Source organism: Methylobacter luteus IMV-B-3098 (genome assembly GCF_000427625.1).
Taxonomy (GTDB): domain Bacteria; phylum Pseudomonadota; class Gammaproteobacteria; order Methylococcales; family Methylomonadaceae; genus Methylobacter; species Methylobacter luteus.
The window spans coordinates 3,650,377-3,673,886 of the sequence record NZ_KE386569.1 but is presented as its reverse complement, the minus strand read 5'-3'; the positions used below and the strand labels follow the sequence as shown (position 1 = coordinate 3,673,886).

Genomic DNA, 23,510 nt, shown 5'->3' with positions numbered 1-23,510 from the left:
GCCGGATTATCTTTTATAGCTGACGTTTCGCATGGCCCAAGTCCCGCATCAATGGACTAACCGCCTTGGCTTTTGGTATAGTCACCGAAGTTACGGAATTTCGGAGTATCCGTTCCAATTAGCCTTTCAAACTATCTATCTGGAGAAATTCTATGCCAATTAAAGTTGCAATTAATGGTTATGGTCGTATTGGCCGGAATATCGTGCGCGCTTTGTACGAATCAGGCCGCACCGATGAAATTCAAATTGTTGCAATCAATGATTTGGGCAGCAGCGAAACCAATGCGCACCTGACTCAATACGATTCGGTGCATGGAAAATTTCCTTTTGAAGTCAACGTCGATGGCGACTATATCGTTATCAACGGCGACAGGATCAGGGTATTCTCGGAACGGGATCCCTCCAAATTGCCATGGGCCGACCTGGGCATTGATGTCGTGCACGAATGCACCGGCTTGTTCACCAGCAAAGCCAAGGCATCGGCCCATATCAGCGCCGGCGCCAAAAAGGTCATCATTTCAGCGCCCGGCGGCAATGACGTCGACGCCACTATCGTTTACGGCGTCAACCATAATGTGCTGAAAGCATCGGATACCGTCATTTCCAATGCCTCATGCACGACCAACTGCCTGGCGCCACTGGTCAAGCCTCTGCATGATGCCTTAGGGATTCAAAGCGGCTTGATGACCACGATTCATTCCTATACCAATGACCAGGTTCTGACCGATGTCTATCACAGCGACCTGCGCCGCGCCCGCTCGGCGACACAATCGATGATTCCTACCAAAACCGGCGCCGCCGCGGCCGTAGGACTGGTTCTGCCCGAACTGGCCGGCAAACTGGACGGTTTCGCCATGCGCGTGCCGACCATTAACGTATCCGTAGTCGACCTGACCTTCCTGGCTTCCAGAAACACCAGCAAGGAAGAAATCGACGATATCCTGAAAGCCGCCGCGGCCGGCCCTTTGAAAGGCATTCTGGAAATCAACACCAAACCGCTGGTGTCAATCGATTTCAACCACAACCCGGCTTCCTCGATTTATGAAGCGCCGTCTACCAAGGTCATGAACGGCAACTTCGTCAAAGTCCTGTCCTGGTACGACAATGAATGGGGCTTTTCAAACCGCATGCTGGATACCTCCATTGCTTTAGTCAACGCCAAATCATGATGCTAAGACGAACCAAAATTTTAGCCACGCTAGGACCTGCAACCGATCAGCCCGGCGTCCTCGAAGGCTTGTTTCATGCCGGGGTCGATGTCGTGCGCCTGAACTTCTCGCACGGCTCGGCTCAGGATCATATTAACCGGGCCAATGCCGTGCGCGAACTCAGCCGGAAAACCGGCCGGCTCGTGGGCATTCTGGCTGATCTTCAGGGCCCGAAAATTCGCATTGCCCGCTTCAAAAACGGCAGTGTCTTCCTGAACGAAGGCCAGGATTTTGCGCTGGACATCAATCTTGATGAGAACGAGGGCGATCATTCGCAGGTTGGCATTACCTACGAGCCGCTGGCCCTGGAAGTCAAGCCCGGCAGCCGGCTGCTGCTCGATGACGGGCGCATTGTGCTGGATGTGGTCAGCGTCGACAACATGCGCGTCAATTGCACTGTCGTCGTCGGCGGCGTGCTGTCCAACAACAAGGGCATCAACCTGCTGGGCGGCGGACTTTCGGCTGCGGCCTTAACGGACAAGGACATGGAAGACATCAAAACGATTGCCGAAATAGGCGCCGACTATGTGGCCATCTCGTTTCCCCGCTCGGCCGATGATCTGCACAAAGCCCGCCGCCTGCTGCGCGAAGCCGGCTGCGAAGCCGGCATCGTGGCCAAGGTCGAACGCGCCGAAGCGCTGAAGGGGCTCGATGCGATCATTCTGGCTTCCGATGCGATCATGGTGGCCCGCGGCGACCTCGGCGTCGAAATAGGCGATGCCAACCTGCCCGCCGTGCAAAAACACATGATCAAGCGCACGCGCGAACTGAATCGCGTCGCGATTACGGCCACGCAAATGATGGAGTCGATGATAGACAATCCGATTCCAACGCGCGCCGAAGTCTTCGACGTGGCGAATGCCGTTTACGACGGCACCGATGCGATCATGCTGTCGGCCGAAACCGCCTCCGGAAAATACCCGATCAAAGCCGTTGAAGCGATGCATCGCATCTGCATAGAGGCTGAAAAACAGCCCAGTGTCCGCGTCTCCGATCACCGGGTCAGCATTCAGTTCGAGCGCGTCGATGAGGCGATCGCCATGTCGGCCATGTATATGGCCAACCATACCAAGATCGCCGGTATTGCCGCGTTGACGGAATCCGGCTCCACGGTACTGTGGATGTCCCGGATCAGTTCGGGCATTCCTATTTTCGCCTTCAGCAGTCACCAGAAAACCTTGGGCCGTGTAACGCTGTACCGTGGCGTTTTTCCGGTTTATTTCACGCATGAAGCGCAGGATCATGCCGAAGTAAACCGCGAAATCATCGATCAATTAAAAAAATACCAGAACGTCAAGGACGGCGATAAATTCATCATCACCAAAGGCGATCTGACCGGCGTGCAAGGCGGCACCAATGCCCTGAAAGTATTCACGGTCGGACAGGGCTTAACGCCCTAAGACAGCTTGTGCCCGGCCAGGGCCGGGCACAAAATGCTTGCTCTAGGGGAGCCTTACAAAACGAAATTTTTCCCGACGCACGAAATTTTCAAAGGCCGTGCCGACGGCCGACAGTCGCTTGCCTTCGCGGCGCACCATATACCAGGTTCTGACCAGCGGAAAGAACTGCACATCCAGAATGACCAACCGCCCGGTCTTGACTTCGCTATCGATCGTATGCTGAGACACCACCCCCAAGCCAAGGCCCTCCTCTACGCCGAGCTTGATGGCGCCGTTATTGTTCAGCTCCATATTGGCTGAAATTTTCATGCCATTTTCAGCAAAAAACCGTTCCGTTGAGGTCCGGGTTCCCGAGCCTTGCTCACGCATCAAAAAAGTCTCATTTTTCAGCTCGGCCAGCAAAATGCCTTTCTTATCCTTTAAATGGTGATTGGGCGGCGCAATCACGACCAGCGGATTTTCCAGCAAAGGCTCGGACATCAGATCCAGCCCTTCCGGCGGCTTGCCCATCAACACAATATCCGTTTCATTATTCTCCAGCAGCTGAATCAAACCCTTGTGGTTGGTCACTTTCAGATTGACATTGACCTTTGGATACTGCTTGCAGAACCCGGCCAGCAAGCGGATCGCAAAATACTGTACCGTGCTGGCGACGGAAACCAATAGGCGACCACCTTCCGAGCCTTTTATTTCATCCAGAATCAGGTCGGCCTCGGACATCTTGGCGATGATATCCTTGCTCAAGCGGTACATCTCTTCGCCGGCTTCGGTCAAATAGATCTTGCGCCCCAGTCGCTCGAACAAGGCCAGCCCTGCCGCATCCTCGAACTGTTTGATTTGCATCGATACCGCCGGCTGAGTCAGGAAAAGCTCCTCCGCGGCCCGCGTGAAACTCAAGTGCCGAGCCACCATTTCAAACACTCTCAGTTGCCTAAGCGTTACGTTCACAAACTACTCCCAAACCTTATGCATTTAGCCGAATTCACTCGCTTTTCATTATAATACCCCAGCTTTGGCCTTTGATGATCTTAATCTCCGTATTTTTCCAGGGAAAAAGCACTGCCCCATCCGAATAACTGCAGAATCATTTGTAAGCCGGACAATAATTTGTTTATATACGTTTTATGCAGAACCGAGCTTAAATTGCTCCACCATCCTCACGCGCCAGCGTAGGAATATATAACAAACCAAACCAGGATCAAGATATGTCACAGAAAATCTTAGACGTAGTTAAACCCGGCGTTGTGACGGGCTCCGATGTCCAGAAAATCTTCGCGATTGCCAAGGAAAACAACTTCGCGCTGCCTGCCGTCAACGTCATCAGCACCGATTCGATCAATGCGGTACTGGAAGCGGCTGCCCAGGCCAGATCGGCCGTCATCATCCAGTTCTCCAACGGCGGCGCCCAGTTCGTGGCCGGCAAGGGCCTCAAGCTGGAAGGCCAGCAATCCCACATCCTGGGCGCGATTTCCGGCGCTCAACATGTGCATACGGTGGCCGAATACTACGGCGTGCCGGTCATTCTGCATACCGACCATGCGGCCAAAAAGCTGCTGCCCTGGATCGACGGCCTGCTCGATGCCGGTGAAAAACATTTCGCCGAGACCGGCAAACCGCTGTTCAGCTCCCACATGCTGGACCTGTCCGAAGAACCCCTGAAAGAAAACATCGAAATCAGCGCGCGCTACCTGACCCGCATGGCCAAGATGGGCATGACTCTCGAAATCGAACTGGGCTGTACCGGCGGCGAAGAAGACGGCGTCGACAACACGGATATGGATCATTCTGCGCTGTACACGCAGCCCGAAGATGTGGCCTATGCCTATGAACAACTGATCAAGATCAGCCCGAATTTCACGATCGCGGCCTCGTTCGGCAACGTGCACGGCGTTTACAAGCCTGGCAACGTCAAGCTGACGCCGACCATTCTGGCGAATTCGCAAAAACATGTATCGGAAAAATACGGCGTGCCGCACAACAGCTTGAATTTCGTGTTCCACGGCGGCTCCGGCTCGTCCGCTGAAGAGATCAAGGAATCGATCAGCTACGGCGTGATCAAGATGAACATCGACACGGATACGCAATGGGCTTACTGGAGCGGCATCCGAGAATTCTACCGGAGCAACGAGGGCTATCTGCAAGGGCAGATCGGCAATCCCGACGGCGACGACAAGCCCAACAAGAAATACTATGACCCACGTGTCTGGATCCGCGCGGCCCAGCTCAGCATGGTGGCGCGCCTGCAACAGGCTTTCAAGGAATTGAATGCGGTTGATTCCCTGTAAACAGGTAAAACTCCGGCTGTTCCTCTAGCTTCAGACATAACCACGAAGGACACGAAGAAAAAACAAAATAAAAACTTCGTGTCCTCTGTGTTCTTCGTGGCGAATTATGAATTTATTGATGGACGACTTTTTTAGGCAGGTTGCCTACAGCATCGTAGGGTACGCACAGCGTACCTTTTTTTAAATTCGTACGAACGGGCAGATTTTGAAAGGTATGCATTGCATACCCTACAAAGCTTCCAGCTTGGCATAAGCCAGCATCAGCCATTTTATGCCGACCGCTCTGAAATTGATCTGCACGCGTTCATGCGCGCCTTCGCCTTCCATTTGCAAGACCACGCCCTCGCCGAATTTCTCATGACTGACGCGTTGCCCCAGTTTGTATTTTCCTTCCGTCATTAAGCCAGGCGCTTTCGGTTTGACGGCCGTTACGGGACGGCTGACATTGGCCCGCATTCTGACTTCCTGAATGAATTCGGGCGGAATCTCGCGCAGGAAACGCGACGGTCTCGGGTACGACTCACGACCGTATAAACGCCGCGATTCGGCATAAGTCAGATAGAGCTGTTTCATGGCGCGCGTCATGCCCACATAGCAAAGCCGGCGTTCCTCTTCCAGGCGGCCCGCGTCTTCAACCGATTGCAGGGACGGAAACAGCCCCTCCTCCATGCCGACCAGAAATACCAGCTTGAATTCCAGCCCCTTGGCCGAATGCAGGGTCATCAGCTGCACGCAATCCTCAAAATCATCGGCCTGCATTTCGCCGGCTTCCAGCGCCGCATGCGCCAGAAACATATCCAGCTCGCCGAGGTTTTCCTCATTGTCGGCATCAAAATCGAAAAGGCGCGCCGCGTTGACGAGCTCCTCGAGGTTTTCGACCTTTTCTTCGCCTTTATCGGCTTTATCGTTTTGATACAGCGTGATCAAGCCGCTTTTTTCGATCACCAGTTTGACTTTCTCAAACAGCTCCAGGCCCTCGGCCTGTCCGGCCATCTGCTCGATCAACTGCATGAATCCGCCTAAGGCATTGGCTGCACGCGCGGATAGCCGACCTGACCTGTGCATTTCCTCGGCCGCGGCCCATAAAGAAATGCGCTGATTGCGTGCGAGACTGCGCAGATCATCCAGGGTTTTAGGGCCTATGCCGCGTGTCGGTGTGTTGATGACCCGCTCGAACGACGCGTCATCATGCCGATTCGAGGTGAGGCGCAGATAAGCCAGCGCGTTCTTGATTTCGGCCCGGTCGAAGAACCGCAGGCCGCCATAGACGCGATACGGCGTGCCGGTCGCCATCAGGCGTTCCTCAAACTGTCGGGACTGGGCGTTGGAACGGTATAAAATGGCCACATCGCTACGCGCTCCGCCTTCATTGATCCAGGTCCTGATGCGCTCGATGACAAAATAAGCCTCGTCCTGTTCATTGAAGGCCGCGTACAGCGAGATCAGATCGCCGTCGCCGGTATCGGTCCACAGCTCCTTGCCCATGCGGCCGTCGTTATTGGCGATGACCTTATTGGCCGCTTTCAAAATATGGCCGGTCGAGCGGTAATTCTGCTCCAACTTGATGACCTGGTGATTCGGGTGATGTTTCTGGAAATTGTAGATATTCTCGATTTTGGCGCCGCGCCAGCCGTAGATGGACTGATCGTCGTCGCCGACCACGAACAGGTTATCCTTGTCCTGGGTCAACAATCTCAACCAGGCATACTGAATCGTGTTCGTATCCTGAAACTCGTCGACATGCACCTGCCTGAAACGCTGCTGGTAGAACTCCAGCACGTCCTGGTTATCGCGCAGCAACTCATGCGCGCGCAGCAGCAGCTCGGCAAAGTCGACAAGGCCGGAACGCTCGCAGATCTCTTCGTAGGCGCGGTAAATGATCAGCATCTGGCGTTGATACAGATCGCCGGTCTCGAGTATGTGACGCGCCCTGATGCCTTCGTCCTTCTGCGCGTTGATATACCACTGTATCTGCTTCGGCGGCCATTTCTTCTCATCGAGATTCAGTGTCGCCAGCAAACGCTTGATAAGCCTTAACTGATCGGACGAGTCCATGACCTGAAACGTCTCCGGCAGTTTGGCCTGTTGCGCGTGCCGCCTTAACAGGCGGTGCGCGAGACCGTGAAAAGTCCCTATCCACATGCTGTGCGTCGATATGCCCAGCAAGTCTTCGATACGGCCGCGCATCTCTCGTGCGGCCTTGTTCGTGAAGGTGACGGCCAGAATGCTGTGCGGCGACAAGCCTTCGACCTGAATCTGCCAGGCGATGCGATGCACCAGAACCCGGGTCTTGCCGCTGCCGGCGCCGGCCAGCACCAGCATGGATTGGGATGGCGCCGAAACAGCCTGGCGCTGGGCATCATTTAGAGGGTCTATAATTCTGGTAATATCCATGTGTTATCGCTTGCACATTTTTTGGAGCTGTGTATATTGTTTCGGATTTAGTCAGACGGGCAAAACCATTGCCTTGTTAAAAATAATTACTATCACAAAGAAGGTTTTCAAGATGAGCTTTGATTATAAACGTATGATTAAGTTTGAATATAATATTGGCGACAAGGAAAAAAATTACCGCATGGCGGGCGGCGCCGTATTACTTGCCATCTCAATTTTCACGGCCAAAATCATTTTATTGGTTCTGGGTCTGGTGCTGGTTGCCACCGGCTACTCAGGCTGGTGCCCTGTCTATTCAGGCTTCCATAAAAATACCCGCGATACCGGCGGCAGCGACGCCACAGCCGGCTAATTCAATCGCCTGACTACAAGGACGTAGTTTCCAACGCTGATGCTCTGATCGCCTGTCATCAGCCATAGTTCAAAAACAAACGCAATAATCACGCCATTATGACCGCCAAATCTATCGCGGTCCATAGGGTTATTCAGTTATTTTCGTATCGGCAAGCCCTAAGGCGGCCGGAGACGTCTCTAAAAATCATCAAAAAACCAATGCCCGCTCCATGTGTTGTTATCGTATGACCGGCACCTGATAAGAGAGTATAGACAAGTGGCTACCTTATTCCCTATTCCTGAAAATCATCCGCAACGCTTCGTCCTGCATAACGAAGTCCACGCCCGGGCCTCCCTGGTTCTGGATCTGCCGGTCAGGGCCAGTCATCTGGCGCTGCTGTTATCCACTGCCGAGAAAATACAGGAACGCAAACACTTGGCTACGCTGTGCGAGCGCTTTGGCGTCACGCCGCCGAAACAGGACGCCGACCATTTCAGTGCGGCGTTCGACACGTTCCAGATTCGCTGGGAGCAACACGGTGAATTCAGCACCTATACGTTTTATGTGCAGGACAGCCCCGAGGATCCGTTTTCAGAACCGGCCTTGACGAAAGTGCCGGTAGATTGGCTGGCCCTGCTGCCCGGCAAAGTCATGGTGGCGGCGCATGCGGCCATCATAGCCAAACCAAACGAAGAGGCCTATCTGGAACCCGATCTGCATACTGTGGCTTCATACTTTGACGGCAACCCTGTAGTCGGCTCCGAAGTCACGGGAGGTGCCGCTTTTGCGTTTACCGATTTTCGCATTCATGTGGACGGCTTCAGCCGTTTCCTGATCATCGATAACTACCTCAGAACCGAACAGGCCGGCCGCCTGCTGCAACGGTTGTTTGAAATTGAAGTGTATCGCGTGATGGCCTTATTGGCGTTTCCGATAGCGCGCAGACTGGCGCCGGAGCTGAAGAAAGCCGACCGGCAACTGTACACGATCACAAACGCCATGGCGCAGCCGGACAGCAATGACGCGGAACTGCTGGATGAATTGACGCGCTTGGCGGCCGAAGTCGAAAACCACATATCGAGCAGCCACTTCCGGTTCGGCGCGGCCAATGCCTATTATCAGCTTGTGGAACAGCGCCTCGATGATTTGCGCGAAATCAGAATCCAGGGCATCCAGACCCTGGGCGAGTTCATAAGACGGCGCATGGAGCCGGCCATCAAGACCTGCCAGTCGACCGCGAACCGCTTTACGTCAATATCGGAAAGGGTCAGCAATGCCGGGCAATTACTGCGCACGCGCGTGGACATCATAATTGAGCGACAGAACCAGGATTTGCTGGCTTCGATGGATCTGCGCGCAAAAATGCAATTGCGTATGCAGGAGACAGTCGAGGGCATTTCCGTCGTCGCCATTACCTATTACAGCGCCGGTCTGGTCGGCATGATCGCCAAAGCAATTTACGCCGCGGGCTGGCCGGTCAATCCCGAGCTTATTGTCGGCTTGTCCCTGCCGTTCATCATGGTCGCCGTTATCTTAGCCATCAGGCGCATCCATAGAATGATCAAGACCACGCCCCCTTAGTCTTCCTTGTGATATTCACCCTCCAGCGCGTCTTTCTCGGCAGGTCTGGCCCGCTGAAAAGGCCCGCCGGCCTGGATCAGGTGATGTTCAATCACATATTGGGCTATTTTCCGGCGCAGCTGCGGAATCAGGCAGGCAAAGCCCATGATGTCGGTAATAAAGCCCGGTGTCAGCAATAAGGCGCCGCCGACCAGCAGTATCGGGCCTTCGACCATTTCATAGGCCGGAAGCGTGCCTTGCGCCAGGCTGGCCTGAAACCGTTGCAGTGTCGCCAAGCCCTGCTGCTTTAGCAACCAGGCCCCCAATACGGCCGTCAGCACCACAAGAAAAATGGTTGGGACAGCGCCGATGATGCCGCCCACCTGCAACAGCAAATAAATTTCTACAAAAGGGACGACCAATAAAAACAGCAATGCAATTTGGAAAACTTTCATCTAAACACTCTTGAAATACTATCATTGACCTTACAATATAAGGGCAATGCCGCTTAATTTCTAGAATAATCTCGACACTTCAGCAACCAATGCCGCGCTTGGTGACCGGCGGAAACGGCGGCACAAAAGCGTCCGTTCCGCTGATTATTCAGATTAATAAGGACATGACCGATTTTATACCAACAAAATCCTCAGGATAGGTTTTCAGGATGAACTATGTATACAATACAAATACATTTCAGCTTTCAGACAATTTCCGGACTTAAGTAGAGTAACTCGCCAATATGTCGACTTGCCATCAAATCATTCTCTGCACGTGCCCTGATCAAGACACGGCCGAGAAAATCGCCCATCTGCTGGTAACAGGCCAACTCGCCGCTTGCGTGAACATTTTGCCCGGCCTTTTGTCTGTTTATATCTGGCAGGGACAGGTTGAGTCAGCACAGGAACATCTGCTGCTGATTAAATCGCGTAAAGACCGCTATCAGGCGCTTGAAGCGATGATACGCGACAACCACCCCTATGAAATCCCCGAAATCATAGCCGTTCCTGTCGAAGCCGGCTTACCTGAATACCTGAATTGGATTGACTCATGCTTATCTCCAAATTAATTTTTTTCTGCCTTTTATCGCTGATCAACCTGCCCGTTCTGGCGCTGGAGAGCGACGAGCTTTTGCCGCCCGAGCAGGCTTTCAAGATATCCGGCAAGGCAATCTCTGCCAGTCAGGTTGAAGTTTCGTGGCAGATCGCCGAAGGCTATTACCTGTATCGCGACAAGATGCGTTTCGAGTCCAGGACCGAAGCCATCCAGGCAACGCCGCCCGCTTTGCCGGACGGCGAAACCAAGCATGACGAATTTTTCGGCGAGATGGTTATTTACCGGCACGCCGTGAATATCCCGGTACCCTTGACAGTAGCCGACGGCGTCTCAAACCTTCAGCTACAGGTGCAGTATCAGGGCTGCGCTGATCAAGGCGTTTGCTATCCGCCGCAAAAAACCACGCTGGACATCGCGCTGCCTGCTGCAGCGCCCTCAACTTCGGCCAATCCGATAGAACAGCTGGTCAAAAGCAACCCCAACATCACACGAAATCTGTTTCAGGACGAGTTGCTGCCGCCGGAGCAGGCTTTCCAGTTTCTGGCCTCGGTAAAAGACGCCCAGACACTGCGTGTCGATTGGCGGATCGCGGACGGCTATTATCTTTACCGCGAAAAAATCCGGCTTGAGCTGATCGACGCAGCCGGCGCCCGACTGGGCACTTATGACATACCCAGGGGCACGCCTGAATACGATGAAGCTTTCGGCCAGGTGGAAACGTTCCATAGCGAACTCGGCTTTGACCTGCCCCTGATCCGCTCAAACCCGTCGGCGCACGGCATCACTCTGCAGGCGAAATTCCAGGGCTGCGCGGACCGCGGCGTTTGCTATCCGCCCATGAACCAGGAAATCAGCCTTGACCTGCCCGCGGCGCTGCAGAATGCCGAGCTCGTACAGAGCGCCCCGCCTGCCGATTACGCCGTAGCGCCCTCGGTGCTATCCGAACAGGACCGCATTGTCCAATCGCTGCGTCAGGATACCTTGTCGATGACGCTGCTGAGCTTTTTCGGCTTCGGCCTGCTGCTGGCGTTCACGCCTTGTGTGTTCCCGATGATACCGATACTGTCAGGCATCATCGTGGGTCACGGCAACCGCATCACGACCGGCCGGGCATTCCTGCTGTCGCTCAGTTACGTCGTTGCCTCGGCCGCGACGTATACAGTATTCGGCATCCTGGCGGCGCTGTTCGGCAGCAATCTGCAAACAACTTTTCAGCAGCCCTGGATCATCGCTTTGTTCAGCGCCGTGTTCGTGCTGCTGTCATTGTCGATGTTCGACTTTTACCACCTGGAACTGCCGAAGTCCCTACAGGTCAAGCTGCACAACTCCAGCGAGCGGCATCGAGACGGCTCACTCTGGGGAGCGGCCATCATGGGCTCGCTGTCATCGCTGGTTGTAGGCCCCTGCGTGGCCGCACCGCTGGCCGGCGCTTTAATCTATATCGGCCAGACCGGCGACGCCGTGCTGGGCGGCAGCGCCTTGTTCACCATGGGCCTGGGTATGGGCGTGCCGCTATTGCTGCTGGGCGCCTCGGCCGGCAAGCTGTTGCCGAAAGCCGGCAACTGGCTGAATTCCACGAAAGCCGTGTTCGGCGTCATCATGCTGGCGGTCGCGGTCTGGATGCTGGAGCGTATTTTGCCGGCGCCGGTCACCATGTTGCTCTGGGCCATGCTCCTGATCATCCCGGCCATTTATCTGAGCGCGATCGATCCGCTGCCCGAACAGGCGAGCGGCTGGCGCAAGCTGTGGAAAGGCGTCGGCCTGATCATGCTATCCTATGGCGTGCTAGTGCTGATAGGCTTCAGCATCGGCAATACCAATCCATTACAACCGCTGCACGGCCTGGGCATGAACACCTTGCAAGCCTCGAACCAGGGCATTGCCTTTGAGCGAGTGTCCTCGGTTACGGAACTGGAAACCAGAATCCGGCAGGCCCAGGCCCGCCACCAACCGGTCATGCTGGATTTTTACGCCGACTGGTGCACTTCGTGCAAGGAAATGGAGGCCTACACCTTCACCGATTCGAAAGTCAAACAGGCGCTGGCCGATTTTGTTCTGCTACAGGCCGATGTCACGAAAAATTCGGACGACGACAAGGCGCTGCTGGCGAAATTCAACCTGATCGGGCCGCCCGGCGTGCTGTTTTTCAGCGCTGACGGCCAGGAAGACCCATCCTTGCGCGTCATCGGTTATCAGGATGCAGACACTTTTCTTAAGACACTGGTACGGGTTAAATAATGAGACCAACCTTTATAATTATTATCGCCGCCGTTATCGCATTGGGTGGCGGCATCATCGCCCGGCATTTTCTGCTGTCGCCCGTCGTCCAGACCAGCCAGGCCACATCGCCTTCGCCTGATTTCAGTTTTCCCGATCCATCCGGCAAGGCGCGCCATAGCGCCGAATGGCAGGGCAAGATTCGGATCATCAATTTTTGGGCGACCTGGTGCCCGCCCTGCATCAAGGAAATCCCGGAATTCATCAATATGCAGCAGCAATATGGCGAGAAAGGCGTGCAGTTTGTAGGCATTGCCATAGAAGAGCGCGAACCGGTTGCCGAATACCTCAAATCGATCGCGATCAATTACCCGATATTGATTGGCGGCGATGATGCCGTCGCCCTTTCCCAGCAAATGGGCAACAGCATCAATGCGGTTCCGTTCACGGTAGTCGTCAACCGGGAAGGCCAGATTGTACACCGTCAGCCTGGCGCTTTCTCCGACGAACAGATGCTGAAAATTATTACACCGCTGTTGAATTAAATCAGACAACCCGCATTAATTTCCTTACCTGTTTTCGAGATGAAAATAGCCGATCATGAAAGTAACAGCGGCAAAATCTGCGTTTTTTGTCGCTAATTGTTCCGAAAAACAGAATGCCTAGACAAACCCCTGCAAATTGGGCAAAATTAGCGGTCTTAATGCCCCTTTAACCTGACTGAAAAATACCTTAATGGCGAACATCACCGTATTAAATGGCCCTAATTTGAACTTATTGGGCGTACGAGAACCCGGCCATTACGGAAACAAAACGCTCGCCGACATCCAGCATTCGCTTGAAGAAGCGGCAGCCGGCCTGGGGCATCAGCTCAATTTTCACCAGAGCAATGCCGAACACGAAATCGTGGAATTGATTCATCAAGCGTATGCTGACCATGTCGATTTCATCATTATCAATCCGGCAGCCTTCACGCATACCAGCGTCGCCATTCGCGATGCGCTGCTGGCGACCAAGATCCCGTTTATAGAAGTGCATCTATCCAACGTTCACGCACGGGAACCTTTTAGAAAACATTCCTATTTCTCAGACATAGCCAGGGGCGTGATCTGCGGACTGGGAGCAACAGGGTACGAATTGGCCTTAACGGCCGCTCATCAAATATTAGCCGAGAGACTATAAAGTAATGGATATTAGAAAAATAAAAAAACTTATCGAAATCATTGAAGAATCAGGAATCGCCGAACTGGAAATCAAAGAGGGCGAAGAATTTGTCCGTATCAGCCGTTATTCCGCAGCTCCCGCGCCGGTAGCTTACGCAACTCACGCCGTTGCGGCAGCGCCGGCTGCAGCTGCGGCTCCCCGCCGCAACGCCTGCTGAAGAAAAAATCACCGGCCATGCGGTCAAATCACCTATGGTCGGCACTTTCTATCGCTCGGCCTCGCCCGGCTCAAAACCCTTTACCGACGTCGGCCAATCCGTACAGGTTGGCGATACGCTCTGCATTATCGAGGCGATGAAAATCCTGAACCAGATCGAAGCCGATAAAAGCGGCATCGTCACTAAAGTCCTGGTTGAAAACGCCCAGCCTGTCGAATATGGCCAACCTTTATTCATCATTGAATAACACAAAAAGCGGGAAACTCATGTTCGATAAAATAGTGATCGCCAATCGCGGCGAAATTGCACTGCGCATTCTGCGCGCATGCAGAGAATTAGGCGTTAAGGTGGTGGCCGTCCATTCCGAGGCGGATCGCAACCTGAAACACGTGCGTCTGGCCGACGAATCCGTCTGCATCGGCCCCGCCGCTTCCGTGGACAGCTACCTGAATATCCCGGCAATCATCAGCGCCGCCGAAGTAACCGATGCTGAAGCTATCCATCCGGGCTATGGTTTTCTAGCCGAAAATGCCGATTTTTCTGAAAAAGTAAAGCAAAGCGGCTTTGTTTTCATCGGCCCTAACGCCGATACCATCCGCATGATGGGCGACAAGATTTCCGCCAAAAAAGCCATGCTGCAAGCCGGCATTCCATGCGTGCCCGGCAATGGCGAACCGTTGACCGATGACCCTAAAAAGAACCTGAAGCTGGCTCATGAAGTCGGTTATCCGGTCATTATCAAGGCGGCCGGCGGCGGCGGCGGTCGCGGCATGCGCACCGTACATACCGAAGCAGCCCTGTTGAACGCGATTGCCATGACCAAGGCCGAAGCCGCAACCGCCTTCGGCAACGCGACCGTGTACATGGAAAAATTCCTCGAGGATCCGCGTCACATCGAGTTTCAGGTCATGGCCGACTCGCATGGCAACGCCATTCACCTGGGCGAGCGCGACTGCTCCATGCAGCGCCGTCACCAGAAAGTCGTCGAAGAAGCGCCGGCGCCCGGCATTACCGAGGAACAGCGCAAGTTCATAGGCGAGCGTTGCGCGAAAGCCTGCGTCGATATCGGCTATCTGGGCGCCGGCACCTTCGAGTTCCTGTATGAGAAAGGCGAATTTTATTTCATCGAAATGAACACGCGCGTGCAGGTCGAGCATCCGGTCACTGAAATGGTCACGGGCTTCGACATCGTCAAGGAGCAACTGCGCATCGCCGCCGGCGAACCATTGTCGATCACGCAGGATCAGGTCAAGATCCAGGGTCACGCGATCGAATGCCGGCTGAATGCCGAAGATCCGAAAACCTTCATGCCCAGCCCCGGCACGATCGAGCAGTTCCACATGCCGGGCGGCCCCGGTATCCGCTGTGAAACGCATATTTACAATGGCTATAAAGTGCCGCCGTATTATGATTCCATGATCGGCAAGCTGATCGCGCACGGCGAAGACCGCAAAAGCGCGATCGCGCGCATGAATACGGCGTTAAGCGAGATCATTATTGAAGGCATCAAGACCAATATTCCGCTGCAGCACGATATCATGACTGACAGCGCTTTCGCGGCCGGCGGCCAGAACATCCATTATCTGGAAAAGAAACTGGGTATCTATTAAGCCCGGCTGAATGACAGGGCGGCTAGCTGCCCTGTGTTTTTTCTCGTTACATCAAGTCCGATTTTTTTATGGCCTGGCATCAAATCTCCGTTATCACGAACGAAAACACCGCACCCCGGCTCGCCGATTTCTTCAGCGATCTCGGCGCGGTTTCTGTCACTTACATGGATGCCGAAGACGAGCCGGTTTACGAACCAGGGATCGGTGAAACGAAAATATGGAGCCATACCCAGGTCATCGCGCTCTATGAACTCGATGCCGAGCCGGCGTTGATCAAAGACCAGGTCTGCAAGCAATTTCCGCCCGAACAACTCCATAACTGGCTTGTTGAAGAGATTGCCGACCAGGCATGGGAGCGTGCCTGGATGGAATATTACCATCCGATGAAATTTGCCGACAGACTCTGGGTTTGCCCGACCGGCCAGGAACAGCACGAGCCCGGCACGGTCTGCCTGACACTGGACCCGGGCCTGGCCTTCGGCACCGGCACGCACCCGACCACGGCGCTGTGCCTGGAATGGCTGGCCAGCCATGATTTGACCGGCAAAACCATTATCGATTACGGCTGCGGCTCGGGCATCCTGGCCGTTGCCGCAATCCTGCTGGGCGCCAGTGAGGCCCATGCCGTCGACATCGATCCGCAGGCCATCACGGCGACCCAGGACAACGCCTTGAAAAACAAGGTTCAGAATAAAGTCCACTGTTACCTGCCCGAACAGTTCGCGCCTTTTCAGGCCGATGTCGTTCTGGCGAATATCCTGGCCAAACCGCTCATCGACATGGCCGGCCAGATAGCCAGCCTGGTCAGGCCGGGCGGGCAACTAGTCCTGTCGGGCATCCTGCATGAGCAGGCCGAGTCGGTCATGCAGGCATACCAGCCCTATATCGACTTCGATCCCCCCCTGCAACAGGAGGACTGGATCCGGCTGCAAGGCGTCAAGCGTTGAAAACCATGTTTACCGTATGCCCCGATTGCCAAACAACCCATGCGCTGACGCTGGAGCAATTGCGCAGCGACCGGGGCGTGATGCGCTGCAACAATTGCTCGTCCCTGTTTGATGTGCTGGAATTTATCAGCGAATCGAAGCCGGTTGCTGTCAGCAAGGAAGAGAAGCCGCCGCAGCGCCTGCCCTGGGAACCGGTAAAAGCAGCCGGCCGCGCCTACTGGCAGGCTGGCCTGATCCTCGGCCTGTTCCTGCTGATCGCGCAAATCGTGTATTTTGAAGGCTATGCCCTCAGCCAGAACCCGGCCTTCCGCCCCTATCTGGAAAAAATCTGCGAGCGCCTGAGCTGCCCGCTGCCCGTTTATAAAAACCTCGACGACTTCAACGTGCTACAGGGCTCGTTTGTGCTGCTGCCGGATCGCAATTACGCCTTCCGCGCCGTCATTACCAATCAGGCCGATTTTGCGCAGGCCTATCCGACCATCAAGCTGACGCTTCTGGACTATAATGAAAAACCTTTCGCGCATAGGGTTTTTTATCCTCGGGACTATTTGCCCGAAACGAATGGCGCAACAGTAATGATCCCTGATAAGACGACGGAAATCAGCCTTACCATCGCCGCCCCCGCAACCAAAGTCGGCGGTTATACGTTCAAACTCATTTAAGCTATGTCTCACCCAGAAATTTATTTAAAGAAAAACGAAGACAAACGCCTACGCAAAGGGCATTTATGGGTTTTCAGCAACGAAGTCGACACGAAACGCTCGCCGCTCGAGCAGTTCGCGCCGGGTGATCTGGTACAGGTCAAAAGCGAGGACGGCAAAGCGCTGGGCACGGCCTATATCAATCCGCAAGCGCTGATCTGCGCGCGCCTGCTGTCCAGAAAATCCATCAAATGCGGTGCCAATTTCTTCAAGGAACGCTTGACTACGGCACTGGCCCTGCGCGAGAAGCTCTTCGACAAACCCTATTACCGGCTGGTGTTCGGCGAAAGCGACGGTCTGCCCGGCCTGGTGATCGACCGCTTCGGCGAGGTTCTGTCGGTCCAGATAACCACGGCCGGCATCGACCGGCGCAAAGAGTTTTTGTTTTCGGCGCTGATTGAACTGCTGAACCCTGAAGCGATTGTCCTGAAGAACGACAACAGCCAGCGGCAACTGGAAGGCTTGGACCTGGAATCGGAAATCGCCTACGGCAAGCTGCCTGAACGGCTGATCATCGAGGAAAACGGCGCGCAGTTTAAAGTCGATATTCTGGACGGCCAGAAAACCGGCTGGTTCTATGACCACCGCTGCAGTCGCGCCCTGTTGGCCGGCATGGCGAAAAGCCGGCGCGTGCTGGATCTGTTTTCCTATACCGGCGCCTGGGGCATTCCGGCCGCCGTGGCCGGCGCCAATGAGGTCACCTGCGTTGACGCCTCGGAAGGCGCGCTGACACTGGCCCAGGAAAATGCCCGGCTCAATCAGGTCGCCGAACGCATGCAATTCGTTCGCAGCGATGTGTTTGAATTCCTGAAGCAGGCCCGCCAGGACAACCAGCTTTACGACATCGTCGTGCTGGACCCACCGGCCCTGATCAAGCGCAAAAAAGACTTCAAGCAAGGCTACGAAGCCTACCGCCGACTGAACCATCTGGCCCTGCAGGTATTGAGCAAAAACGGCATCCTGATCTCGGCCTCCTGCTCGCATCATCTGAGCCGCGACAACCTGCAGGAGATCCTGCGCTCATCGGGCCGCCATATCGATCGCCACCTGGTCTTTATTGCCGGCGGCGGCCAGGGGCCTGATCATCCGATCGATCCGGCCGCACCTGAAACAGAGTATTTAAAAACATTCTTTTGTTCGGTATCCTCTAGTTTGTAATGACTGAGGCCTTTGTATGAGCCATCCAGAAGCTAAAGAGTACTGTCCCCTTTGCGGTCAACCGGTGGAAATTCCGGGTTACACAATCAATACGATAACAGGCAGGCTGCGCTTTTGTTGCGCGGGCTGCCTGAGCATTTACCAACTGGTCAATAAAGAAAAACTAAAGACCAACCCCACCACTAAACTTAATAATAATGAGGAGATAAAGAAATGAAAGCGTGCGAATCCTGTGCCGGCCGTGTTGAAATCGGCAAAAACCATAGAAAAATCCCCGTGCTACAGCGCGGCATCGGCATGATTTTAATCTACCTGCCTATTTTGACTTTTCCATTCGTCTTTATCAGTGCCTATCTGACTTACTATCATTTGCGCATGGTCGGTGGAAAAAACATCAAAACCTATTCCGACTTCATTCCCGACCGCGCCAGCCACCGTTACGACCTGAAAAGCCAGATCACGATGAAGCCCACTTTCAAGGTCAGCATGGCGCAATCCAAACTGTTCTGGATCCTGAACTGCACCTGGTATTGTCCTTACAGCGTGGCACTGTTCGAATGGCATGCCTATATGGTCAAGATCGTCGAAAACTGGTGGTGTCCGTTCACGCACGAGAAAAAAGAAAGCTATAAAAATGCCATGATCGATAAATCATTCTGGCATTTATATCCGGAAGACCTTGCCAATCTGGAAAAAGAAGACCGCGACAACCCGATCTGGAATGATGGGACCGATGCATCTCCCGAAGATCTGTCCCAGTCGGAAGATGAAGGCCTCGACAGCCCGATTGCGGCCAATTCCGCCATTAAGTAATTTGTTTACCCGAAGAGCACGAAGTATGGGATTTTCTTCGTGCTCTTCCTGTAAAACCAACTTTCCGACCATAGAATTTATTAAAAAAACTCATTGTCATACTCACCTGACCGGCTTTTTAGGTTATGATAGGCGCCCTTTTTTTGTACATGTGACACCCCCATGCAAATCGGCCCTTATCAACTTGCCAACAAACTGATACTTGCGCCCATGGCCGGCATCACTGATCGCCCGTTCAGGGAATTATGCCGCCGGCATGGCGCCGCGCTGACCGTATCGGAAATGGTCGCATCAAACCCGGCGTTAAGGTTGCACAAAAGAACCTTGCTGAAAACCGATCATAACGGCGATACGGGTATACGCTCGGTACAGATTTTGGGCACCGATCCCAAGCAAATGGCCGAGGCCGCGAAAATCAACGTCGAGCGCGGCGCCCAGATCATCGACATCAACATGGGCTGCCCGGCCAAAAAAGTCTGCTCAGTTGCCGCAGGTTCGGCGCTGCTGCGCGATGAGGCGCTGGTAAAAAGGATTCTGGACGCGGTGGTCAACGCGGTCGATGTACCGGTGACGCTAAAAATCCGTACAGGTTGGGATTTATTCAGCCGCAATGCGGTCGAAGTCGGAAAAATAGCGGAAAACGCCGGTGTTTCAGCTTTAACCGTTCACGGACGGACCCGGGCCTGTAAATTTAACGGACAGGCCGAATATGAAACCATCAAAAAAGTCAAGCAATCGGTCGGCATCCCGGTCATCGCCAACGGCGATATCGATACGCCCGAAAAAGCCGCCTGGGTGCTGCGCTCAACCGGCGCCGATGCCCTGATGATAGGCCGAGCCGCTCAAGGTAATCCATGGCTGTTCAACCAGATCAATTATTTTCTCGATCATGGTAAAAACCTTGAAAATCCGACGGTTACCGACGTACAAAACACATTGTTGAGCCATCTGGAACAACTGTACGACTTCTACGGAAATGTAAGCGGTGTTAGAATAGCGCGGAAACACATCGGTTGGTACTTCAAGCAGCTCGGAACGGTGCGCCCGTCCATACAAGACAAGATCAATCAAGCTCAAGTACCATCGCAACAATTAGCGCTGATTAATTCGGCTTTTAATCTTTTAACAATCGATCATGCTGCATAATATGAAAGCATCTCAAAAAAGCGCTGAAATCATTGATTTGGATAGCTCAAAAAATACCTCTATCCCTTTGTCCGCCTACGTCAAAAAAACAGTAGAGGTGTATTTATCGCAATTGAACGGTCATGACGCCGTCGGTCTGCACGCGATGGTCATCAGCGAAGTCGAAAGGCCTCTGCTGGAAGCGGCTCTCGAACATGCCGGCTACAACCAGACCAAAGCCGCCAAAGCATTGGGCTTGAGCCGCAGCACCCTGCGCAAAAAACTGGACCAGTACGGACTATCCTAAGGCCGCGCTCCTCGGCTAATCCTCATTTATCTAATTTACCCTTGCATCAGAGGTCTGCATGAACAAAAAAATCACCCGCGCTTTAATCAGTGTTTCGGATAAATCCGGCATCGTCGATTTTTGCCGGGAACTGAGCCAGCTGGGCATAGAAATCCTGTCCACCGGCGGCACGGCCAAAACCCTTGCCGACAACCAGATTCCCGTCACGGAAGTTTCTGATTACACGGGCTTTCCGGAAATGATGGACGGCCGCGTCAAAACCCTGCACCCGAAAGTGCACGGCGGCATTCTGGGCCGTCGCGGCGTGGACGATGCAATCATGGCCGAGAACGGCATCAAGCCGATCGATATGGTGGTCGTCAACCTGTACCCGTTCGAGCAGACCATCGCCAGACCGGACTGCGATTTTGAAACCGCGATCGAAAACATCGATATCGGCGGCCCGACCATGATCCGCGCGGCCGCCAAAAATCATGCCGACGTCGCGGTCGTCGTCAACCCGGCCGATTATGCCGACATCATTGCCGAACTGAAAAACAGCGACAGCAGCCTGTCCGCCAAGACCCGCTTCAATCTGGCCCTGAAAAGTTTCGAGCACACGGCTCGTTATGACACGGCCATTTCAGCCTATCTGGGCAATCTGGCCGGCACGCGTTTTCCAGAAACACTGAGCCTGCAGTTTTATAAAAGCCAGAGCATGCGTTACGGCGAAAATCCGCACCAGCAGGCCGCTTTCTACCGTGAAAAAGCGCCGGCCTCGGGCACGATCGCCGCAGCGAAGCAACTGCAGGGCAAGGAACTGTCCTATAACAACATTGCTGATGCCGATGCGGCGCTCGAATGCGTCAAGTCATTCACCGACAAGCCAGCCTGCGTGATCGTCAAGCATGCCAACCCCTGCGGCGTTGCCGAAGCCGACACGCTGCTGGCCGCTTATAAATTGGCCTACGCCACTGACCCAACCTCGGCCTTTGGCGGCATCATTGCGTTTAACCGCGAGCTCGATAAACAGACCGCGGCCGAAATCGTCGGTCGCCAGTTCGTCGAAGTCATTATCGCGCCATCCATCAGCGCCGATGCGAAGGCCGTGCTGGCTGCGAAACAAAACGTGCGCGCCATGGAATGCGGCACTTGGACCGACACAGACGAGACCGCACTGGATTTCAAACGCGTGGCCGGCGGCCTGCTGGTTCAGGACAAGGATTTCGGCAAAATCACTGCCGCCGATCTGAAAGTCGTGAGCAAGCGCGCACCGACGGAACAGGAACTGGCCGATCTGCTGTTCGCCTGGAAAGTCGCCAAATTCGTCAAATCCAATGCCATCGTCTACTGCAAGAACGGCCGCACGATCGGCGTTGGCGCAGGGCAAATGAGCCGCGTCTATTCGGCCCGAATCGCCGGCATCAAAGCCGCCGATGAAGGACTGGTCGTGCCCGGTTCGGTCATGGCCTCCGATGCCTACTTCCCGTTCCGGGACGGTATCGATGCGGCCGCCGAAGCCGGCATTACAGCCATCATCCACCCCGGCGGCTCGATTCGCGACGGGGAAGTCATCCAGGCGGCCGATGAAAACAACATCGCCATGGTCTTCACCGGCATGCGCCATTTCAGGCATTAATTAAGAGACATACTGTGGGGGCGGCTTCAGCCGCCCTTTAAAACACTGGCGACTGAAGTCGCCCCCACAAAACATACGAGAATCACCATGAAGATACTGATTGTCGGCAGCGGCGGCCGTGAACACGCGCTGGCCTGGAAAGCCAAACAGTCGACCAAAGTCGAAAAAGTTTTTGTCGCACCGGGCAACGCCGGCACGGCACTGGAACCGGGCATTGAAAACGTGGCGATTGCCGCCGACAATATTGACGCTCTGCTTGATTTCGCCCAAAAAGAAGCGATCGGACTGACCATTATCGGCCCTGAAGTGCCGCTCGTGGCCGGCATCGTCGACCGTTTTCAGGAAGCCGGCCTGAAATGCTTCGGCCCTAGCGCCAAAGCCGCGCAACTGGAAGGCTCCAAGTCTTTCTGCAAGGATTTCATGGCCCGCCATCACATCCCGACGGCCGAGTACCAGACCTTTACCGATAAATCACAGGCGCTGGTCTATATTCAGCAAAAAGGCGCGCCCATTGTCGTCAAGGCCGACGGTCTGGCCGCCGGCAAGGGCGTCATCGTCGCCCAGACGGTACAGGAAGCGAACGCGGCCGTTGAAGACATGCTGTCCGGCAATGTCTTCGGCGAAGCCGGCCACCGCGTTGTCATAGAAGAGTTTCTGGCCGGCGAGGAAGCCAGCTTCATCGTGATCGCCGACGGCCAACACGCGTTGCCAATGGCAACCTCACAGGACCACAAGGCCCGCGACAACGGCGACAAAGGCCCCAATACCGGCGGCATGGGCGCTTATTCGCCAGCCCCGGTCGTGACGCCCGAAATTCACGCGCGCGTCATGCGCGAAGTCATCGAGCCCACTCTAAAAGGCATGGCTGCGGACGGACATGCCTATACCGGCTTCCTGTATGCCGGCCTCATGATTGCCAATGACGGTTCCACTAAAGTGCTGGAATACAACTGCCGCTTCGGCGATCCTGAAACACAGCCGATCATGATGCGCCTGAAAAGCGACCTGGTGGAACTGTGCGAAGTCGCTCTGGCCGGTGAACTGGACAAAATGGATACGGACTGGGATGAGCGTGCGGCCCTTGGCGTCGTGCTGGCGGCCGGCGGTTATCCCGATGACTACCGCAAAGGCGATGTGATCTCGGGCCTGCCAGATCAGGAAAGCGAAGATCGCAAGGTATTTCATGCAGGCACGCAGCAGGCCGGCGACAAGATTGTCACGGCCGGCGGCCGCGTATTATGCGCCTGCGCCCTGGGCCGAGATATTCAGGAAGCGCAGAGCAAGGCCTATGAGTTAACGCGCGCCATCCATTGGGATGATGTCTACTACCGCACCGATATCGGTTTCAAGGCGATAAAATAGTTATCTCGAAGTGCTGTAGGGTACGCACTGCGTACCT

At 54.6% G+C, this 23,510-nt stretch carries 22 protein-coding genes and 1 pseudogene; 20 read left to right on the top strand and 3 right to left on the bottom strand.

Annotation, left to right across the window (positions count from 1 at the left end; all coding sequences use genetic code 11):
- The first annotated feature begins 152 nt into the window (after positions 1 to 152).
- Together gap and pyk are read left to right on the top strand one after the other, a co-directional pair.
- Positions 153 to 1,169 (top strand): type I glyceraldehyde-3-phosphate dehydrogenase, encoded by a 1,017-nt coding sequence (gap, locus tag METLU_RS0119475; RefSeq protein WP_027159692.1) that lies wholly within the window; start codon positions 153 to 155, stop codon positions 1,167 to 1,169.
- On the top strand, positions 1,169 to 2,608 hold the full coding sequence (gene pyk / locus METLU_RS0119470; protein ID WP_027159691.1) for a pyruvate kinase: 1,440 nt from the start codon (positions 1,169 to 1,171) through the stop codon (positions 2,606 to 2,608). The genes gap and pyk overlap by 1 nt, the downstream gene beginning before the upstream one ends.
- 42 nt (positions 2,609 to 2,650) lie before the next feature.
- Here the strand turns inward: pyk and METLU_RS25865 are convergent, their stop codons facing one another.
- Positions 2,651 to 3,556: a LysR family transcriptional regulator gene (locus tag METLU_RS25865; protein ID WP_036243303.1), complete on the bottom strand. Its 906-nt coding sequence runs from the start codon at positions 3,554 to 3,556 to the stop codon at positions 2,651 to 2,653.
- A gap of 257 nt (positions 3,557 to 3,813) precedes the next feature.
- Between METLU_RS25865 and fbaA the strand changes: the two genes are divergently transcribed.
- Positions 3,814 to 4,893: a class II fructose-bisphosphate aldolase gene (gene fbaA / locus METLU_RS0119460; RefSeq protein WP_027159690.1), complete on the top strand. Its 1,080-nt coding sequence runs from the start codon at positions 3,814 to 3,816 to the stop codon at positions 4,891 to 4,893.
- Between the two features lie 228 nt (positions 4,894 to 5,121).
- Here the strand turns inward: fbaA and uvrD are convergent, their stop codons facing one another.
- Positions 5,122 to 7,287: a DNA helicase II gene (gene uvrD, locus METLU_RS0119455; RefSeq protein ID WP_027159689.1), complete on the bottom strand. Its 2,166-nt coding sequence runs from the start codon at positions 7,285 to 7,287 to the stop codon at positions 5,122 to 5,124.
- A gap of 133 nt (positions 7,288 to 7,420) precedes the next feature.
- Between uvrD and METLU_RS0119450 the strand changes: the two genes are divergently transcribed.
- Entirely contained in the window at positions 7,421 to 7,639 is a 219-nt protein-coding gene (locus METLU_RS0119450) for a YgaP family membrane protein (RefSeq protein WP_407939098.1), read from the top strand.
- A 258-nt stretch (positions 7,640 to 7,897) separates the two neighbouring features.
- Entirely contained in the window at positions 7,898 to 9,202 is a 1,305-nt protein-coding gene (locus tag METLU_RS0119440; protein ID WP_027159687.1) for a DUF3422 family protein, read from the top strand.
- On the opposite strand, the gene METLU_RS0119435 is transcribed toward METLU_RS0119440, so the two are convergent.
- Positions 9,199 to 9,636, bottom strand: coding sequence for an FxsA family protein (locus METLU_RS0119435; protein ID WP_027159686.1), 438 nt, complete (start codon positions 9,634 to 9,636; stop codon positions 9,199 to 9,201). The genes METLU_RS0119440 and METLU_RS0119435 overlap by 4 nt on opposite strands.
- A gap of 284 nt (positions 9,637 to 9,920) precedes the next feature.
- Between METLU_RS0119435 and cutA the strand changes: the two genes are divergently transcribed.
- From cutA to purD, 15 genes and pseudogenes are all read left to right on the top strand, one after another.
- The gene (gene cutA / locus METLU_RS0119425; protein WP_027159685.1) at positions 9,921 to 10,247 is read left to right on the top strand and encodes a divalent-cation tolerance protein CutA; all 327 of its coding nucleotides are present in this window, start codon (positions 9,921 to 9,923) and stop codon (positions 10,245 to 10,247) included.
- Positions 10,229 to 12,472: a protein-disulfide reductase DsbD gene (gene dsbD / locus METLU_RS0119420; RefSeq protein ID WP_027159684.1), complete on the top strand. Its 2,244-nt coding sequence runs from the start codon at positions 10,229 to 10,231 to the stop codon at positions 12,470 to 12,472. The genes cutA and dsbD overlap by 19 nt, the downstream gene beginning before the upstream one ends.
- The gene (locus METLU_RS0119415; protein ID WP_027159683.1) at positions 12,472 to 12,996 is read left to right on the top strand and encodes a TlpA family protein disulfide reductase; all 525 of its coding nucleotides are present in this window, start codon (positions 12,472 to 12,474) and stop codon (positions 12,994 to 12,996) included. The genes dsbD and METLU_RS0119415 overlap by 1 nt, the downstream gene beginning before the upstream one ends.
- A gap of 190 nt (positions 12,997 to 13,186) precedes the next feature.
- Positions 13,187 to 13,633 carry a type II 3-dehydroquinate dehydratase gene (gene aroQ / locus METLU_RS0119410; protein WP_027159682.1) on the top strand — a complete coding sequence of 149 codons (447 nt, stop codon included), beginning with the start codon at positions 13,187 to 13,189 and terminating at the stop codon, positions 13,631 to 13,633.
- A 4-nt stretch (positions 13,634 to 13,637) separates the two neighbouring features.
- Positions 13,638 to 14,079 (top strand): annotated as a pseudogene (gene accB / locus METLU_RS25860) (acetyl-CoA carboxylase biotin carboxyl carrier protein).
- Positions 14,080 to 14,098: 19 nt separating this feature from the next.
- Positions 14,099 to 15,442 carry an acetyl-CoA carboxylase biotin carboxylase subunit gene (gene accC / locus METLU_RS0119400; RefSeq protein ID WP_027159681.1) on the top strand — a complete coding sequence of 448 codons (1,344 nt, stop codon included), beginning with the start codon at positions 14,099 to 14,101 and terminating at the stop codon, positions 15,440 to 15,442.
- 68 nt (positions 15,443 to 15,510) lie between these two features.
- A complete protein-coding gene (gene prmA / locus METLU_RS0119395) occupies positions 15,511 to 16,389 on the top strand; it encodes a 50S ribosomal protein L11 methyltransferase (protein ID WP_027159680.1) in 879 nt (292 codons plus the stop codon).
- Between the two features lie 5 nt (positions 16,390 to 16,394).
- A complete protein-coding gene (locus tag METLU_RS0119390) occupies positions 16,395 to 17,051 on the top strand; it encodes a zinc-ribbon and DUF3426 domain-containing protein (RefSeq protein WP_196806566.1) in 657 nt (218 codons plus the stop codon).
- Positions 17,052 to 17,054: 3 nt separating this feature from the next.
- Positions 17,055 to 18,248, top strand: a complete 1,194-nt coding sequence (locus METLU_RS0119385) for a class I SAM-dependent rRNA methyltransferase (RefSeq protein ID WP_027159678.1) — start codon at positions 17,055 to 17,057, stop codon at positions 18,246 to 18,248.
- Between the two features lie 16 nt (positions 18,249 to 18,264).
- Positions 18,265 to 18,465 carry a hypothetical protein gene (locus tag METLU_RS0119380; RefSeq protein WP_027159677.1) on the top strand — a complete coding sequence of 67 codons (201 nt, stop codon included), beginning with the start codon at positions 18,265 to 18,267 and terminating at the stop codon, positions 18,463 to 18,465.
- Complete coding sequence (locus METLU_RS0119375; protein ID WP_027159676.1) at positions 18,462 to 19,061, top strand: hypothetical protein; 600 nt, start codon at positions 18,462 to 18,464, stop codon at positions 19,059 to 19,061. The genes METLU_RS0119380 and METLU_RS0119375 overlap by 4 nt, the downstream gene beginning before the upstream one ends.
- A gap of 162 nt (positions 19,062 to 19,223) precedes the next feature.
- Positions 19,224 to 20,207, top strand: a complete 984-nt coding sequence (gene dusB / locus METLU_RS0119370; protein ID WP_027159675.1) for a tRNA dihydrouridine synthase DusB — start codon at positions 19,224 to 19,226, stop codon at positions 20,205 to 20,207.
- Position 20,208: 1 nt separating this feature from the next.
- A complete protein-coding gene (locus METLU_RS0119365; protein ID WP_027159674.1) occupies positions 20,209 to 20,493 on the top strand; it encodes a helix-turn-helix domain-containing protein in 285 nt (94 codons plus the stop codon).
- 58 nt (positions 20,494 to 20,551) lie between these two features.
- Positions 20,552 to 22,111: a bifunctional phosphoribosylaminoimidazolecarboxamide formyltransferase/IMP cyclohydrolase gene (gene purH, locus METLU_RS0119360; RefSeq protein WP_027159673.1), complete on the top strand. Its 1,560-nt coding sequence runs from the start codon at positions 20,552 to 20,554 to the stop codon at positions 22,109 to 22,111.
- An 87-nt stretch (positions 22,112 to 22,198) separates the two neighbouring features.
- The gene (gene purD, locus METLU_RS0119355; RefSeq protein WP_027159672.1) at positions 22,199 to 23,473 is read left to right on the top strand and encodes a phosphoribosylamine--glycine ligase; all 1,275 of its coding nucleotides are present in this window, start codon (positions 22,199 to 22,201) and stop codon (positions 23,471 to 23,473) included.
- Positions 23,474 to 23,510: the final 37 nt, after the last annotated feature.